Below are 15,696 nucleotides of genomic sequence, written 5' to 3'. Positions count from 1 at the left end.
TACAAGTCCAGCGAAGTAACTACATACCACTACTATAATAAAGAATAAAATAGTTACAACTATACTAATTCCTAATCTTTTAAGGTCTACTGATCCGTGTTTTTGTGTGTTCATATCTTTTTTCATTAGTACTTGTTCAAGGTTCTGATTGTAAAGGTATTCTTACGCTGTAAAATATTTTGTAGTCCTTAGGTGAAAAGACATTTACTGTCGACGAAAATCATATTTAAGTAGACTAGCTATATCAAAAAAATGGGATGCATGCACTTCAAGGTTTAAATTTTTCAGCACCTACATATTATAAAATGACGCTTTCTTTTTCTTGTTTATTTAAACTCCGTTTAAATAGCGCTTTCCTTATAAATTGATGTCAAATTAATTTAAGGTTAAATTAATTTTAAAGCGTTGTATTTCAAATAGTTGTTGTGTATTTTTGATTGCTAATTTTTTAACGTTCAATTTTTAAATTATTTCTTGTTTTTTCATTTTTTTTGTTTTCATTTGTCATCTCAAACCAATATAAAATAAGCGGTTTGGCAACTAAGCTTTTAGCTACATATAATGCGTATTAATTTTATGTTCGAGGTATTGGAAAATGGGAAGGCGAATCCAATGCCAGTTTTGAAAAAAGGCAATCGAATACTACTAGTTTCTTCCTTAGTACCTAGAATCGTGAGAAGTCAGCACGATTACTTTTTTATTCCAACTACCCAACGTCAAATCATTATCTAGGGATTGTGTCAATTTATTTGGTGAAAACAGCAATGTTTTTAATTCAGTTTATTAGTTTTAACAGATACAATCCATTTTAATGAATACAAAATATATCAATTTAATAGATCAAACGTATTATTTCCCTCAAGAAGAATTTACTTTGGAGGGAGAGAACCTTAACTTTCACGGCATTCCTTTAATGGATTTGGTCGAGAAGTATGGCAGTCCAATGAAATTTACGTACCTACCAAAAATCTCTGAAAACATAAACAGAGCAAAAGATTGGTTTAAGATCGCCATGGAAAAAAATAACTATAAGGGTAAATACCATTATTGTTACTGTACAAAAAGCTCACATTTTCAACCCGTTTTAAATGAGGTATTAAATAATGATGTGCATATTGAAACCTCTTCAGCATATGATATCAATATTGTAGAAAAACTTAAGAAGAAGGGTAAGATTAAAGACGATACTTATGTTATTTGTAATGGTTTCAAAAGAGACGAATACATAGATAATATTGGTAGATTAATAAATGAAGGACACCGCAATTGTATTCCTATAATTGACAACTACGAAGAAATAGATTTGTTATCGGAAGTTATTGATGATACGTTTAAAGTAGGTATTCGTATCGCTTCAGAAGAAGAGCCTAAATTTGAATTTTACACGTCTAGATTAGGAATAGGATATAAGAATATTGTTCCTTTTTATGAGAATCAAATAAAAGATAACGAAAAAGTAGAGCTTAAAATGCTTCACTTTTTTATCAATACAGGTATTCGTGATAATGCTTACTATTGGAATGAGTTGGTCAAGTGTTTAAAGGTATACATCAGACTTAAAAAAATGTGTCCGTCTTTAGATAGTTTAAACATTGGTGGTGGTTTCCCTATAAAAAACTCTTTAGCCTTTGAGTATGATTATCAATATATGATTGATGAGATTATCAATCAAATCAATATTGCATGTCAAGAAGCTGAAGTACCAGTGCCTCATATTTTTACCGAGTTTGGTAGCTTTACTGTAGGGGAGAGTGGTGGAGCTATTTATGAAATATTGTACCAAAAACAACAAAACGACCGTGAGAAATGGAACATGATAGATTCATCTTTCATTACCACTTTGCCAGATACTTGGGCAATTAACAAGCGTTTTGTGATGTTGCCAATTAACCGTTGGCAAGATGAGTATGAGCGTGTTCTTTTAGGAGGTTTAACATGCGATAGTGATGATTATTACAATAGCGAACAAAATATGAACGCTATTTATTTGCCAAAATATAGAAGAGATAAACCCTTGTTTATCGGCTTTTTTAATACGGGAGCTTATCAAGAATCTATAGGAGGTTACGGAGGTTTGCAGCATTGTTTGATACCGCAGCCAAAGCATATTCTTATAGACAGAGATGAAAACGGAACAATAACAACTAAACTATTTAACGAACAACAAAAAGCAGCAGACCTGCTAAAAATTTTAGGCTATGATGACAACTAACAATTACGCGGGAATACCTGATAAGTATGCGCAATTGGAAACGGCAAAGGTGGTTTTAATACCTGTGCCATATGACGGAACAAGTACATGGGGAAAAGGGGCAGATAAAGGGCCAGAAGCCTTTTTGAAAGCCTCTGAAAACATGGAGCTTTACGACATTGAAACAGCTACTGAAGTATATCAACAAGGTGTGTATTTGGCAGATGCTGTAACAGAAAATGCTTCTCCAGAAAGTATGGTAGATGCAGTTCATGCAGTAACTAAAGACTACATCAAGAGAAATAAATTTGTAACTCTTTTTGGTGGAGAGCACTCTATTTCTATAGGTACTATTAGAGCGTTCAATGAGTGTTTTAATAACCTAACGGTATTACATATAGATGCGCATGCAGATTTACGTGAGTCTTACGATGGAACTACGTGTAACCACGCATGTGCTGTTCATGAAGCTAGCCAAACTACTAATCTTATTCAAGTAGGAATCCGTAGTATGGATGCTATTGAAAAAACCTTCATGGATGAGGAGAAAACATTTTTTGCTCACGATATGGTTAATGATGAATATTGGATGGATAATGTTATTGAATTGATGACAGACAATGTATTAATCACATTTGATTTAGATGCATTAGATCCAAGTATATTATCATCAACAGGTACGCCAGAGCCAGGAGGTTTATTTTGGTATGAGACTTTAGAATTTTTAAAGAGAGTTTTTGCTGAGAAGAACGTTGTTGGTTTTGATATTGTTGAACTTTGTCCTAATGAGGTTGATAAATCATCAGATTTCTTAGCGGCCAAGTTGTATTATAAAATGTTAAGCTATAAATTTATGGGTGAAGCTGCGGATGATGCATACGATAATACGTATGATGTAGATTTCAAAGCTGGCTCCACTAATAATTCAAAATTCGAAGATGACGAAGACTAAAGGACCAATTTCTAATTTTATTGAAAAGTATTACTTACACTTTAACTCAGCCGCTTTGGTTGATGCAGCTAAAGGGTATGAAGACCAATTAAACAACGGTGCCAAAATGTTGGTTTCTCTTGCAGGAGCCATGAGTACCGCAGAAATTGGTAAAATATTTGCTGAGGTTATTCGTCAAGATAAGGTTCAGATTATTTCTTGTACTGGCGCAAACCTTGAAGAAGATATCATGAATTTGGTGGCGCACTCTCATTACAAGCGTGTACCTAACTATCGTGATTTAACTCCGCAAGATGAGTGGGATTTATTAGAAAAAGGATTAAACCGTGTAACAGATACTTGTATTCCTGAGGAAGAAGCTTTTAGAAGATTGCAAGAGCATATTTTCAAAATTTGGAAAGATGCAGAAGAGGCTGGAGAGCGTTATTTGCCGCATGAATATATGTACAAAATGTTGCTTTCAGGGGTTCTTGAGGAGTACTATGAAATAGACTTGAAAGATTCTTGGATGTATGCAGCAGCAGAGAAAAATTTACCTATTATCTGCCCAGGCTGGGAAGATAGCACTATGGGTAACATCTTTGCATCTTATGTATTGAAAGGTGAGTTGAAAGCGAGTACCATGAAATCTGGTATAGAGTACATGACCTTTTTAGCAGATTGGTATACAGAAAATTCTGAAAACGGAATTGGTTTCTTTCAAATAGGCGGAGGTATCGCAGGAGATTTCCCAATTTGTGTGGTACCAATGTTATACCAAGATATGGAACGTACAGGTACTCCGTTTTGGAGCTACTTCTGCCAAATTAGTGATTCTACAACAAGTTATGGTTCGTATTCTGGTGCTGTACCAAATGAGAAAATAACTTGGGGAAAACTAGATATAAATACCCCAAAATTTATAATTGAGAGTGATGCTACAATTGTGGCGCCATTAATTTTCGCATACCTATTAGACCAGTAATTATATGGACAATTTAAAAAGAGTTATCGTTGATTTTAAAAAGCTTACGCCAGAAGTATTAAAGCTTTTGGTAGAGAAGTATCCTGATGGTTATGATGATTTAAACATTATTACGTTTAAGAATGCACAAGGAGAACGTATTGAAGCTGTAGAAGTGACTACAGAAGATACGAAATATTTGGTAAAAATTAGTGCCAAATTAGAAACTACCATGGCTAATTACGATGAGGATGATTATGAAGACTTTGAAGATGACGATCCAGATGCAGTAGTAGATCCAGATATTATTCCGGAAGAAGGAGATTTGGATGATGAGGATTAAGAATAATTCTTTTAGATAATAACAGGACCAATCTGTAAAAGATTGGTCTTTGTATTGAATGTAGATTTAATTGGAAATAATATTAATTTGGAAGATTTAAAAATAGTTGGTAGTGAAGAGTGGTGTGTTTTTGAAGGTCTAGGGATACCCGCCATTAAAGCTAGAGTAGATTCTGGCGCCAAAACCTCGTCTATACAAGCTACGAACATGAAAGTGTTTATTAGAGGAGCTCAGGAATGGGTGAAATTTGAAGTAAACCCAATTCAAGATAACAGAAGTATCACGATAGAGTGTGAGGCAAAGTTAATAGACCGAAGAACTGTAAAGAGTTCTTCAGGAATATCAGAAGAGCGCTTCGTGATTAAAACACCCATGACACTTGGTGAAGATTCTTTTGAAGTAGAATTAACTCTAGCTAGTAGAGATACGATGGAGTTTAGAATGCTTTTAGGAAGAGAAGCTCTAAACAATAGGTATGTGGTAAACCCTGCGAAGAATTTTATTATTCAAGAATTTACAACAGCAGAAGTTACCAGCAAATATTCTAATTATTTCAAGGAAAAAACAGGTCTAAAAATTGCTATTTTAGCTAGTAATCCAGAACTGTATAGCAATAAAAGATTAGTAGAAGCAGGAGAAGCACGTGGTCATGAAATGGTATTCTTAAATGTGGAACATGCGTATATGAAACTAGATGCCCATTCTCCGCAAATTCGCTACCGTGGTGGAAATATTTTGAATGAATTTGATGCTATTATTCCTAGAATAAAACCAGCAGTTACCTTTTATGCCTGTGCACTTATTCGCCAGTTTGACAATTTGGGAGTCTACTGTTTAAACTCAGCAGAGGCTATTACGCAATCGCGCGATAAACTTTTTGCTTCTCAATTATTTTCTAAGAACGATATTCATATTCCAATTACCGGATTTGCAAAATCGCCTATGGACACAAAAGATCTAATCAAAATGGTTAATGGGGCGCCTTTAATCATTAAATTATTAGAGAGTACACAAGGTAAGGGTGTTGTGCTAGCAGAAACCAACAAAGCAGCAGAGAGTGTTATTAATGCGTTTAAGAGCGTTCAAACAAACATTTTGGTACAAGAGTTTATTAAAGAAGCAAACGGTCAGGATATCCGCTGTTTCGTAGTTAATGGCAAAGTTATTGCCTCTATGCAGCGCCAAGCAGAAAAAGGAGAATTTAGAGCTAACATTCATCAGGGTGGTAAGGCATCTATTATAAAAATTACGCAAGAAGAGAAAAAACTAGCAATTAAAGCGGCTAAAGTGATGAACTTAGCAGTTGCAGGGGTTGATATTATCCGTTCTAATAAAGGGCCACTTTTACTTGAAGTTAATTCTTCCCCAGGATTAGAAGGTATTGAAAATGCAACAGGAAAAGATATTGCGAATAGTATGATTATGGCTATAGAATCTAAGCTGAAAGTTACTATTAAATAGGTGATAACCTCCGTTAATACTAAAGCCCTTAACAATTTTGTTAAGGGCTTTTTACATACATTTATTTTAAATTTTTCAACATTTCGTGTGTTGTTTTTTCTAAATCAAAGGCTGGTTTCCAACCCCAATCTTCTTGGGCTTTGGTATCATTAATGCTAGAAGGCCAAGAATCTGCAATTTGTTGTCTAAAGTCTGGCGCGTAGCTTATTTTAAATTCAGGAATATGCTGTTGAATACTTTTCGCAATTTCTGAAGGATTAAAGCTCATTGCTGCTAAATTATAGCTAGATCTTATTTTGATTTTTTCGGCAGGGGTTTCCATAATATCTATGGTTGCTCTAATGGCATCGTCCATAAACATCATTGGTAATAAAGTATTTTCCTTCAAGAAACAAGAATATTGTTTTTCTTCTAAAGCTTTATGATAAATTTCTACCGCATAATCAGTGGTGCCGCCACCCGGTAATGTTTTCCAACTTATTAAGCCTGGGTAACGCACGCTACGTACATCTACACCAAATTTGTTAAAGTAATATTCACACCAACGTTCTCCAGATTGCTTACTGATCCCGTATACGGTACTAGGCTCCATAATCGTATTTTGCGCCGTATTGTCTTTTGGCGTATTAGGACCAAAAACAGCAATAGAAGAGGGCCAAAATAATTTACTAATTTTTTTCTCTTTAGCTAAGTTTAAAACATTGAAAAGCGAATTCATATTCAAATTCCAAGCGCGCATCGGAAATTTTTCAGCGGTAGCGCTAAGCATAGCTGCCATAAGATATACTTCTTCAATTTCGTAATGCATCACCACATTTTCAATGGCTTCATAATTAGTAGCATCTAAAATTTCGAAAGGTCCTGAAGCCATTAAATCGGCATTGCCTTCACGTATATCACTGGCAATTACATTTTCATTTCCATGTTTTTCCCGTAGTGCAAAGGTAAGCTCTGTTCCTATTTGCCCACACGCACCAATAATTAAAATAGACTTCTGCATTTAATACATCTTAAAAGTTATAGTTTGCCTAATTCTATACAGAAAATAGGTCTGCAAAAATCGTTAGAAATTTTAATATTTATGCAGCTCTATTAAATTATTTTTAATCCAATAGGCATTTTTTTAAAGGAATCATAAATCGGATTAAAAAATCGCCATCTCTTTTGAATGATTCTTAGTTTATAGTAAAACGGACTTATCATTTCTCATAGTTATATAGCTTCAATCTAGCGGCTAAATAAATGGATTTTATTTGGCTTGTAGAAAAGTAGCCTTTTTCCTTTAGAATAAAAATAGAATCGTTGTAAATACCTAAAATTTGTACCTTAGCTTTATGAACAAATCATTTTTAATTGTCCTTGTTTTTTTGGGATGTATTGCTTGTGGAGAAAAAAAGACAGAGGATGTCAAAGAAGATCCTGCTGCGGGACTGGTAGCACTTAAAAAGCTTCCAAAGAAAGTGAATGCAAGTTTTGGTGCTACTGAAATTTTAAAAGACTGGACCGAGTACAATGCATTGAATGCTGCGGTCAATGCAGTTTATACTATAGATACCAAAGAGGATTTAATTGTAGTACTAGAAGATTTAGTAGAAAAGCAAAAATTGCTAGAAGCATCTGCCTACCCTGAAGTATTTGATAGGGCAGATATAAAAAGTAGACAGAAAGTATTTAAGACCAAAGTGCTACAGGTTAAGTTTGATTTGGAGTATGATAAAGATCCAAGAAAAACGGTGATTGAATTAGTCAAAGCTTACAATGCTTTTAATAATCAATTTTCGGTAGTGATAAAGAGTACGTTAAAACCTGAAATTTTATTTGATGAATAAGTTACTTTTCCTTTTCATATTCGTATTCTCCTTTAGTTTTGGACAGCAAATTGATGCAAAGAAAGAGGTGAATAAAGTAATGGACGCATGGCATAAAGCTGCGGCTGAAGCAGACTTTGATGCTTACTTTAATTTGATGACAACCGATGGAGTTTTCATTGGTACAGATGCTACTGAAAATTGGCAAAACGATGCTTTTAAGGAATTTTCAAAACCTTATTTTGACAAAGGGAAAGCTTGGAGCTTTTCGGCTTTAGAACGTAATGTATATGTGAACAGTACGGAAGATTTTGCTTGGTTTGATGAGTTGCTAGATACGCAAATGAAAATTTGCCGGGGTTCTGGGGTCCTAAAGAAGATTAATGGCGAATGGAAAATAGCGCATTATGTATTGTCTATAGCCGTGCCTAATGATAAGGTAGATGCCTTGATTGCCTTAAAAAAGGAATCGGACAGTCTACTTACTAAAAAGTTGAAAGCGCACTAAATTAGAATGATATAAAAAAAGCGAGCCTGGACTCGCTTTTTTTATGCAATAGCCGTAAATACTACTGTTTATTCTTTTTGCCTTTCTTTTCAGAAACTACTGGAGCAGGTTCTGCTACTGGAGGATTTTTCTTATTCTCCAAAGCTTGTTTGCTTAAGCTAGCTAAATTAAAGTTAGGGTCTAATTGTAATGCCTCGTTAATAAAAACTAAAGCCCCGTCCACGTCTTCTCTGTTTAAATTGAAAGTTACTAAACCTTTTAAATGTAAGAAAGCAGCTTTTAAAGGTACTTCGTAAGGCTGTTGGCGCTCATAAAAAGCATATTTCATTTCGTCTTTTGCATTGGCAATACCATATTCAATATTTCCCATGGCGCCATTAGGGTCTCCAATTTGTATTTTTAAATCGGCTAATTCATACGCTAAAAACGGATTAGGATTTCTTTTAAATAGAACTTCAAATTGCTCAATAGCACGTTTTGGCTGGTTTAAAGCTTTTAAAGAAATTGCCTTTACTTGAACAGCTAAATCAGAATCAGCATCATTCTTTTCAATACCAATAGTATTTAAAGCTTGCATATGCTTATTGTCATTAGCATAAATATATGCTAGGGTGTCATTTCTTTGTTGTGAAGGATTAAGAACGTTTAAATGAGTTAAAGCATTAATGATGCCCTCAACATCTCCTTGCAAACGCATCTGCTTATAGAATGCCTCATAATGTTTTTGTAATTCAGATTTGGTTTGTGCAGTTCCTGCGAAGCAAAAACCAATTAATAAAGCAACTAATATTTTTTTCATTTTTCTCTTTCTCTTAAATTTTAGGAACGCTAATCTATAAAAATTATTCATAGCGTGCTGTTAAGGAAAGCTTTAAAACAGAAAAGATACCTATTAGGCATCTTTTCTGTTTTTGTTTAAGTAGTTTTAAACGACCAATAATTCTCTTTCTTCTTTAGAGAACATTCGGAGTAGGCTTGCATAAAAGGCAAGACTTCTTACATCTTGTTCTAGGCATTTTTTTAAAAAATATTTTAAACTGATAAAGTGTATATCTGCGCGGAATGTGGGCAAATATGTGTTTACTATATTAGGATTATAAGCAGTGTCGTCAATAACAATATTTAAGGTTATCCTTCTTCGGAAATAGTCAATAGAAACATCATAAGCATTGTAGTACCTTTTTAATAGTGCAACGTGTAGGTCTTTTTGTTTTTTTTGAATTTTTTGATTTGGGCAACTTTGAGTAATAAGGCTTTCCAATTCGGAAATAATCCTCATTTTTAAACTTGAATTTACCATGTTAACCGATTTAAGATTATATCGTAAATGTATAGTTTAAATGATAAAATCGACAGGTTATTAACAGTTTGCCTTATTTTTTGTTGTCAAAACACTTAAAGTTGTTGTAAGTTATTTCTTTATTGAGGTAAGAAATTTGAAATTTTTAACATTTAAGAGATAATCAGCGGTAATAATCTTCCCTTTTTTTGTTTTATCACCCTCATAATCAGGTACATTTAATCCTCTTTGTAGTGCTGCGTCAGTATAAAATTCTTTTTTGGTAGGATGTTCAGGGTATACTCCATTAATAATTACAGCACCCCAATTCTCATCTATAACTCTTTCAATAATACGGATGCAATCATCTCTGTGGATTAAATTAACAGGCATTTCCCCATTCTTTAGACCTTCCTTTTTCACCAGCATTGTAACGGGGTGCCGATCTTCGCTGAGTAATCCTCCAAAACGAATAATGATAGTTTTGAACGAAGAATAGTTTTTAAAGATATTTTCGGAAGCCAAAAGCTGAATGCCCGATTCTGTAGCAGGTGCTGGTAAAGTCTGTTCAGTAACTATACCATCAACTTCGCCATATACGGCTGTGCTACTGACAAAAATAATATGCTGAACAGCAGAGGCTTCAATTTTCTGTACCAAATGTTCCATTTTTGCTACGTAATTTTCTTTAGTTGTTCCACGTAATTTTGGAGGCACATTTATAATAAGTGTTTCAATATTTTCTAAAAAACCTTCTATAGGACCTGTTATTCCTTTTTCAGCTAAGACAATTTGAGAAGCCTCAATACCAAGCTCAGCTAAGCGCTTTAATTTAGCCTCAGAAGTGGTCGTTCCTTTTACAGGGTAGTTGTTTGCTATAAGTGATTTAGCTAAGGGTAGGCCAAGCCAGCCACATCCTAGAATTCCAATTGTCTTATTCAATATGTATCGTTTTTGTTACCAATATAGCATCATTAAGAACAAAGGGTTTCGGAATCGCAGTTTTTGGTCGTGCGGGTATCGTAAAAAGAGCATTATTTAGTAAATCGTTGGACGCTTCATAAATTTCGAATTCAAATTTTTCTCCTACCGGCAGCGTTAAACTTAACTCTGTATAGGTATTGTTACTTATATAATGGGTAACTAATTTACCTGCAGTTCTTTCTTTTAGAAAATAGTCTGATAAGGGAACTGAATTTACACTGGCTTTTATAATATTGGTTTGTGGTGTAAAGATATCCAACCTATTTACATTTCGTTGGGGGGTGATGCAAATTTTAACCAAGCGTTTATTCCCAACAATAGTATCTCTAGTCTTTTCAATTTTAGGGCCTAAGATGTTTTTTGTAGGAGCTTTTGCAACATAAGAAAAGGCTGTTCTGTACTTGCTGCTAATAGTATTTTTATCTAGCGTGGAAGCATCTTCTTTGTCTGCTCCTATAAATTGTGCTGTCCAATCAGATAAAACATAATCGTATGTGGCCCACTGTGCTGTTTTTTTGTCACTGTTATAGACATAGACCAAGCTTGTAGGGTTTGCATTTTCTTCTGAAAAACCAGAATTAATATGAGCAGAAACCATGGCTATAATAAACAGTAAACTCATAACGAGCGCTATTCTGTTTTTATGCTTGTAGAAAGAAAATAAGGGTAAACCTAATGCAAAAACTAATGTAGTTAAGAGTGTAGAGGCCACCATCATTTTTAATCCAAGACCTACAGGAAACATTTTAATAAAGGGAGTGAAAATCCACAAAGCCGGAATAATTAAGAAGACTAATAATAAAGCATTGGGTTTTTCTTGATGTATGATGATAAGATATGCTGCTAGGAGTGCGTACACCGGAATAATGAAAAAATTAGCTCCAGGTAAGTATGCTGTTAAGCCTGCACATAAGGCAAGCCAAAATACTAATGGACCAACCAAAATAGCCGCGGTATTAATTTTTCTAAATTTATGGTATACAAAAAAGCATACGGCTAATGAGAAAAGAACAAATGCCGTAATGTAAGTGTACCCGTTGTAAGTAAACCCGTGTAGTATATCTTGATATTGAGGGTAGATGCTTTTTAGAACCGTCCAACTAAAATACCCGACGATACCATTTATGAGTATAGTAATTAATAAAGGAACAAAACTTAAGAAACTATTTTTTAGGTCTAGAGATTTTTTCTTAAAACCATAAATAGTTAAGACTATAAATAATAATAATGCGACAAAGAAAAGCGGCCAAACCCAATCAAAAGGGTAGGATACGAGTTTAAAAAACGGAACATTAAAATAATTGTAATCGCTTAGACTTTTTAAGTTAGTCAAGTTGGCTTCACTAAAATGATGCAACAACGGCATTAGGTAACTTCCTTGGTGGGCTAGTGTTTTTTTATCTAAGCGTTCGTAAGTGTCCTTCGCAGTATGGTAATCATAATGATCATCTATAAATGCAAAATTTAAACCTTCAATATCACCATCTTCTCTAAAAATAGTTAAATCTGTATCATTCGGGAGCATCTTATAAATACTATATACTAAAGAGTTTGCAACAGGGTAATCCGGATTTGCTTTGGTAAATTCTTTGATTAAAGTGCTATTCCCTCTATTGGTTTCTATCAGCATATAGGATGGGCCACCACTACCTCTGGCTTCAAAATTTAAAACTAACCCTACATCTTTGCTCCATGGGTGGTTGTTTACAAATAAATCGGCGCCATTTAGTCCTAATTCCTCTGCATCAGATAGTAAAATTATGATGTCATTTTTTGGTTTTTTATTTTCGGATAAAAAGGCACGTACACCTTCTAAGATTGTAGCCACACCACTACCAGCATCACTTGCGCCAAAGGAAGAATGTGGGTTACTGTCATAATGTGATAAAAGTAATAATGCTTTGCCTTTTTCAGTACCCTCTATTTTGGCTACAATATTTTCTGCCTTACTTAGGTTTGCCCAATCTCCTGTCGTGTAGCCCTCTTGTAAGCTTGTTTTTAAACCTAATTTTTTTAATTCTCTACGGATGTAATTTTGAACTTCTTTATGAGCTGGAAAACCAACAGCATGTGGTTTGCTCGCCATTTTTTCTACATGACCCAAAGCGCGTTCTGTATCAAATTGGTTCGTATTTACTGCTTCAGAGATAGCATCACTTGGCATGGAGGATTTAAATCCAAAATATATTATGAAGCCTATTAAAATAAGAGTTAGGGTAGAAGTGCTTGTTTTCATTCGGTAGTAATTGTGTTGCTATCTTATGGATTTTGTAAATGTATAAAAATATAGTGGGATGTTCAGAACGACGGTCGCTAAGGTTTAGAATCCTAATTTGGCAAGCTATTTCTTAAAATTATGATTATTTAATCGATTATATGTCAAGTAGTTATTGTTTTATTAAGAATAAGTGTTATATTTAAGATCAACCTAAAAATACTACATATGGGAATCAAAAGTTTTCAAGGCATTCGTAAAGTCATTAAAAAAGAATTTGATGCACCCATTTTGGTCGAAGATTACATGACCAGAAAGCTAGTCTCTTTTTCCCCAGAACAATCTATTTTAGAAGTAATGGAATTATTTACTAAGCATAATATTTCAGGTGGGCCTGTTCTAGATTCTAATGGGTTTCTGGTTGGGATTATCTCTGAAGCTGATTGTATGAAAACCATTTCTGAAAGTCGCTACTTTAATCAACCTATATTAGATAAAAGAGTAGATAATTACATGACTAAAAATGTTGAAACCATCAGTAATGATATCAGTATTTTTGATGCGGCAGGAATCTTTCATAAGAATAATAGACGTAGGTTGCCTGTACTCAAAAATGGGTTGTTAGTAGGTCAAATTAGTAGAAAAGATATCGTTATAGCTGCACTTAAATTAAGTGGACAAAATTGGTAATTAAAAAATGTAGTAACCATTAGCAATAACCTCACGCTTCTTGTGAGGTTTTTTTATTCCCTTTTTACAATCATATAGTAATCATTGTCTAAAGGCAAATAGCCTAGGTCATAAATAAAATAGTATATCGTTCCTTTTTTTGTAGTGTAGATACTCGTGAAAATTTCAAAGTCAAAACCTTTGTCTAAGAGCTTGTAGCGCGTGGTTTTTGTTTTGCCGTCTTTTAATGAAAAACTTTCTAGGATACGATGGTTTTTTCGCAATCTATTATTAATGTTGCGTATCAGGTTTTTAGAATCTTTGTTCAACTTATTGTTAAAAGAGTTTCGGCAATAGTCAGAGCAGAATTTTTTATCTACCCGACCAATGATTTTTTCTCCACATTCAGGACAAAGCTTCTCCAAATTATTGTTTTTTAAACGTAAATTTTAGTTCCTGTGTGCTGCCATCTTCTTCCTCTGTAAGTACATAAGCTATCATTTCCTGGTCGCTAATTCTTTCATAGGTAAGACCATCAAAATACAGTTTGTTTTTTTCCTTTTTTACTAAAGGAAAATCTTGAAATTCATCTTTGGCTTCCCAGCCATCAAGATCTCCTGAAAAATGCTTTAATTGTAAATGAATGGTTTCTCCTTCTTCAATAATATGGCCCAGTTCGTAAAAATCTACTTTGCCTTCAATAACTAAGCGAAATGAGAACATCATAGAATCTCCTTCTGCTTTGGTCCAGATTTCTTCACTAATACCTCCAAAGGCTTCACCCACCCAGTGGCCCGTCATAAAGCTAGCATCTTCAAGCGTAGCTTTTAGTGCCGTTTCGTCTTCTCCTAAAGAAAATGTGTTTTGTGCCGTACAGAAACTTGTAACGAGTAATAGAAGGTAGAATGGTTTCATAAGTGTGTTATTTACAAAGATCTAATATACAATTTATTTGACATGTTGAATATCAATGAATTGAAATACGGTATTTTGTGAGTAAGCCCGCAAGATTATCTTTGGAGAACATTGCATTTTTTAGAACATTAGCTTCGGGGTCTGTAGAAAAATTGAGGGCAGAAGAAAAATCTGCTTTTTGTAAATTGGTATTGCTGAAGATAGCAGCACTCAAATCGCATTGATCAAAAATGGCTTCACTAGCTTCTGAATTTGTAAAATCTACCTGACTCATCTTACAGTTAGTAAACCGTGTTTTTCTAATTTTTAAGCTGTAAAAAGATGCGAAGTCTAAGTTGCAATTTTCAAAGCTGAAGGATAAAATAAAGGTATTGCAGTATTGAAAGTTGACACCCAATAATTTACAGTCTTTAAAAAGCGTCTCTTTTAAAGTTACTTCCGCAAGAGTAGCATTGCTAATATCACAGTCTATAAATTCACATTCAGAAAAGGTGCTATTACTTAAGTTTGCCTTGGAGAAATTGCAATTTTCAAAGATACAATTCTCATATTCTGCTTTGGGCAATCTAGTAATGCTGTAGTTTTCTCCTTTAAAAGTAGTATCAAGAACTAAATCTGTCATGGTTGTATCGTGAGGATGCTATTGTTTAAACAATACTACAAAAAATAGTTAGTAACTACAGATTAGGCTTTATTTTTCTTTACAGTTATAGTGTGATGTATGGTAAATTTTATAATGTCGCGGTTATAGAAATCTACGCCAGATTTCTGCTGTTGAAATAGATTAAAATAGCCTATTTCAAAACCTAGATGATCAAGAGGCATAAACTGGATACTAGTACCTATCCTATTTTGATCAAATATATTGTTTACAATAGAACTACCTGCGTTTATAAAGAGTTCATCAAAGGCTTTTAGGCTCACTTTTTTTAGGGGTATATATTTTAATTCAAGTTTATAGCGTAATCTAGCGTTTGCATAGGTATAAGAGTCAGGTTCTGTTTCTAAAAATCGAAATTCTGACCAAAATCGATGATGCACTAGAAACTTTTCAGATAGTATTTGTTTGTAGGCAAGTTCTATCTGTGGTCTGATTTCTTTTTGAGTGTAATAATCCTTCACTTCAGGGTTGTTGGGTAGTGCTTGCAGTACACCTGTGATACCAACGGCGGTTGTCCAGCCGTTACCTAATTGATATTCTAGATTTGTTCTAGAAAGCACTTGTTGTTGGCGCCAAGGATTATGATAGTTTCGCTGGTCTAATTCTTGCCTAATTTGATAGTTGTCATTCAACTTAAGTTTTAAAGAATAGCTAGTCCATAGTGCATCTTGATTAATAATATGCTTCTGTCCTAATGCACAAGAGGTATTGAGATAGCTGAATAGCACGATGGGTAGTGCACGTACTCCTATTTTCATCGATTTTAA

At 34.1% G+C, this 15,696-nt stretch carries 17 protein-coding genes; 8 read left to right on the top strand and 9 right to left on the bottom strand.

Annotated features, from left to right (window positions below):
• Nucleotides 1-811: 811 nt before the first annotated feature.
• The 5 genes from BLQ19_RS02315 to rimK all read left to right on the top strand — a co-directional run bounded on the left by BLQ19_RS02315 (nucleotide 812) and on the right by rimK (nucleotide 5,890).
• Nucleotides 812-2,212 carry a type III PLP-dependent enzyme domain-containing protein gene (locus tag BLQ19_RS02315; protein ID WP_025616081.1) on the top strand — a complete coding sequence of 467 codons (1,401 nt, stop codon included), beginning with the start codon at nucleotides 812-814 and terminating at the stop codon, nucleotides 2,210-2,212.
• On the top strand, nucleotides 2,199-3,143 hold the full coding sequence (gene speB / locus BLQ19_RS02310) for an agmatinase (protein WP_024482071.1): 945 nt from the start codon (nucleotides 2,199-2,201) through the stop codon (nucleotides 3,141-3,143). The genes BLQ19_RS02315 and speB overlap by 14 nt, the downstream gene beginning before the upstream one ends.
• Nucleotides 3,130-4,107, top strand: a complete 978-nt coding sequence (locus tag BLQ19_RS02305) for a deoxyhypusine synthase family protein (RefSeq protein WP_024482070.1) — start codon at nucleotides 3,130-3,132, stop codon at nucleotides 4,105-4,107. Before speB ends, BLQ19_RS02305 begins: the two co-directional genes overlap by 14 nt.
• A 4-nt stretch (nucleotides 4,108-4,111) precedes the next feature.
• Entirely contained in the window at nucleotides 4,112-4,429 is a 318-nt protein-coding gene (locus BLQ19_RS02300; RefSeq protein WP_024482069.1) for a hypothetical protein, read from the top strand.
• Nucleotides 4,430-4,516: 87 nt separating this feature from the next.
• Nucleotides 4,517-5,890: a 30S ribosomal protein S6--L-glutamate ligase gene (rimK, locus tag BLQ19_RS02295; RefSeq protein WP_024482068.1), complete on the top strand. Its 1,374-nt coding sequence runs from the start codon at nucleotides 4,517-4,519 to the stop codon at nucleotides 5,888-5,890.
• Nucleotides 5,891-5,951: 61 nt separating this feature from the next.
• Here the strand turns inward: rimK and BLQ19_RS02290 are convergent, their stop codons facing one another.
• Nucleotides 5,952-6,890 (bottom strand): NAD-dependent epimerase/dehydratase family protein, encoded by a 939-nt coding sequence (locus BLQ19_RS02290; RefSeq protein WP_024482067.1) that lies wholly within the window; start codon nucleotides 6,888-6,890, stop codon nucleotides 5,952-5,954.
• Between the two features lie 334 nt (nucleotides 6,891-7,224).
• On the opposite strand from BLQ19_RS02290, the gene BLQ19_RS02285 reads away from it, so the two are divergent.
• Nucleotides 7,225-7,719: a hypothetical protein gene (locus tag BLQ19_RS02285; protein ID WP_024482066.1), complete on the top strand. Its 495-nt coding sequence runs from the start codon at nucleotides 7,225-7,227 to the stop codon at nucleotides 7,717-7,719.
• Nucleotides 7,712-8,206, top strand: a complete 495-nt coding sequence (locus BLQ19_RS02280; protein WP_025616078.1) for a nuclear transport factor 2 family protein — start codon at nucleotides 7,712-7,714, stop codon at nucleotides 8,204-8,206. The genes BLQ19_RS02285 and BLQ19_RS02280 overlap by 8 nt, the downstream gene beginning before the upstream one ends.
• Nucleotides 8,207-8,267: 61 nt before the next feature.
• Here the strand turns inward: BLQ19_RS02280 and BLQ19_RS02275 are convergent, their stop codons facing one another.
• The 4 genes from BLQ19_RS02275 to BLQ19_RS02260 all read right to left on the bottom strand — a co-directional run bounded on the left by BLQ19_RS02275 (nucleotide 8,268) and on the right by BLQ19_RS02260 (nucleotide 12,705).
• Complete coding sequence (locus BLQ19_RS02275; protein ID WP_074537368.1) at nucleotides 8,268-9,005, bottom strand: hypothetical protein; 738 nt, start codon at nucleotides 9,003-9,005, stop codon at nucleotides 8,268-8,270.
• A gap of 126 nt (nucleotides 9,006-9,131) precedes the next feature.
• On the bottom strand, nucleotides 9,132-9,485 hold the full coding sequence (locus BLQ19_RS02270) for a hypothetical protein (RefSeq protein WP_226990087.1): 354 nt from the start codon (nucleotides 9,483-9,485) through the stop codon (nucleotides 9,132-9,134).
• 132 nt (nucleotides 9,486-9,617) lie between these two features.
• Entirely contained in the window at nucleotides 9,618-10,427 is an 810-nt protein-coding gene (locus BLQ19_RS02265) for an NAD(P)H-binding protein (protein ID WP_074537262.1), read from the bottom strand.
• Nucleotides 10,420-12,705 carry a M28 family peptidase gene (locus BLQ19_RS02260; protein ID WP_074537261.1) on the bottom strand — a complete coding sequence of 762 codons (2,286 nt, stop codon included), beginning with the start codon at nucleotides 12,703-12,705 and terminating at the stop codon, nucleotides 10,420-10,422. The genes BLQ19_RS02265 and BLQ19_RS02260 overlap by 8 nt, the downstream gene beginning before the upstream one ends.
• A gap of 207 nt (nucleotides 12,706-12,912) precedes the next feature.
• Between BLQ19_RS02260 and BLQ19_RS02255 the strand changes: the two genes are divergently transcribed.
• Nucleotides 12,913-13,374: a CBS domain-containing protein gene (locus BLQ19_RS02255; protein WP_024482060.1), complete on the top strand. Its 462-nt coding sequence runs from the start codon at nucleotides 12,913-12,915 to the stop codon at nucleotides 13,372-13,374.
• Nucleotides 13,375-13,427: 53 nt separating this feature from the next.
• Here the strand turns inward: BLQ19_RS02255 and BLQ19_RS02250 are convergent, their stop codons facing one another.
• The 4 genes from BLQ19_RS02250 to BLQ19_RS02235 all read right to left on the bottom strand — a co-directional run bounded on the left by BLQ19_RS02250 (nucleotide 13,428) and on the right by BLQ19_RS02235 (nucleotide 15,687).
• A complete protein-coding gene (locus BLQ19_RS02250) occupies nucleotides 13,428-13,778 on the bottom strand; it encodes a hypothetical protein (RefSeq protein ID WP_025616073.1) in 351 nt (116 codons plus the stop codon).
• Between the two features lies 1 nt (nucleotide 13,779).
• Complete coding sequence (locus BLQ19_RS02245; protein ID WP_074537260.1) at nucleotides 13,780-14,268, bottom strand: DUF6265 family protein; 489 nt, start codon at nucleotides 14,266-14,268, stop codon at nucleotides 13,780-13,782.
• Between the two features lie 52 nt (nucleotides 14,269-14,320).
• Nucleotides 14,321-14,890, bottom strand: coding sequence for a pentapeptide repeat-containing protein (locus BLQ19_RS02240; RefSeq protein ID WP_074537259.1), 570 nt, complete (start codon nucleotides 14,888-14,890; stop codon nucleotides 14,321-14,323).
• Between the two features lie 62 nt (nucleotides 14,891-14,952).
• Entirely contained in the window at nucleotides 14,953-15,687 is a 735-nt protein-coding gene (locus tag BLQ19_RS02235) for a DUF2490 domain-containing protein (RefSeq protein ID WP_074537258.1), read from the bottom strand.
• Between the last annotated feature and the right edge of the window lie 9 nt (nucleotides 15,688-15,696).

It is taken from the genome of Cellulophaga baltica, from assembly GCF_900102165.1.
Classification (GTDB): Bacteria; Bacteroidota; Bacteroidia; order Flavobacteriales; family Flavobacteriaceae; genus Cellulophaga; species Cellulophaga baltica.
The sequence above is the reverse complement of the archived record's forward strand: the minus strand, read 5'-3'. Positions and strand labels throughout refer to the sequence as shown.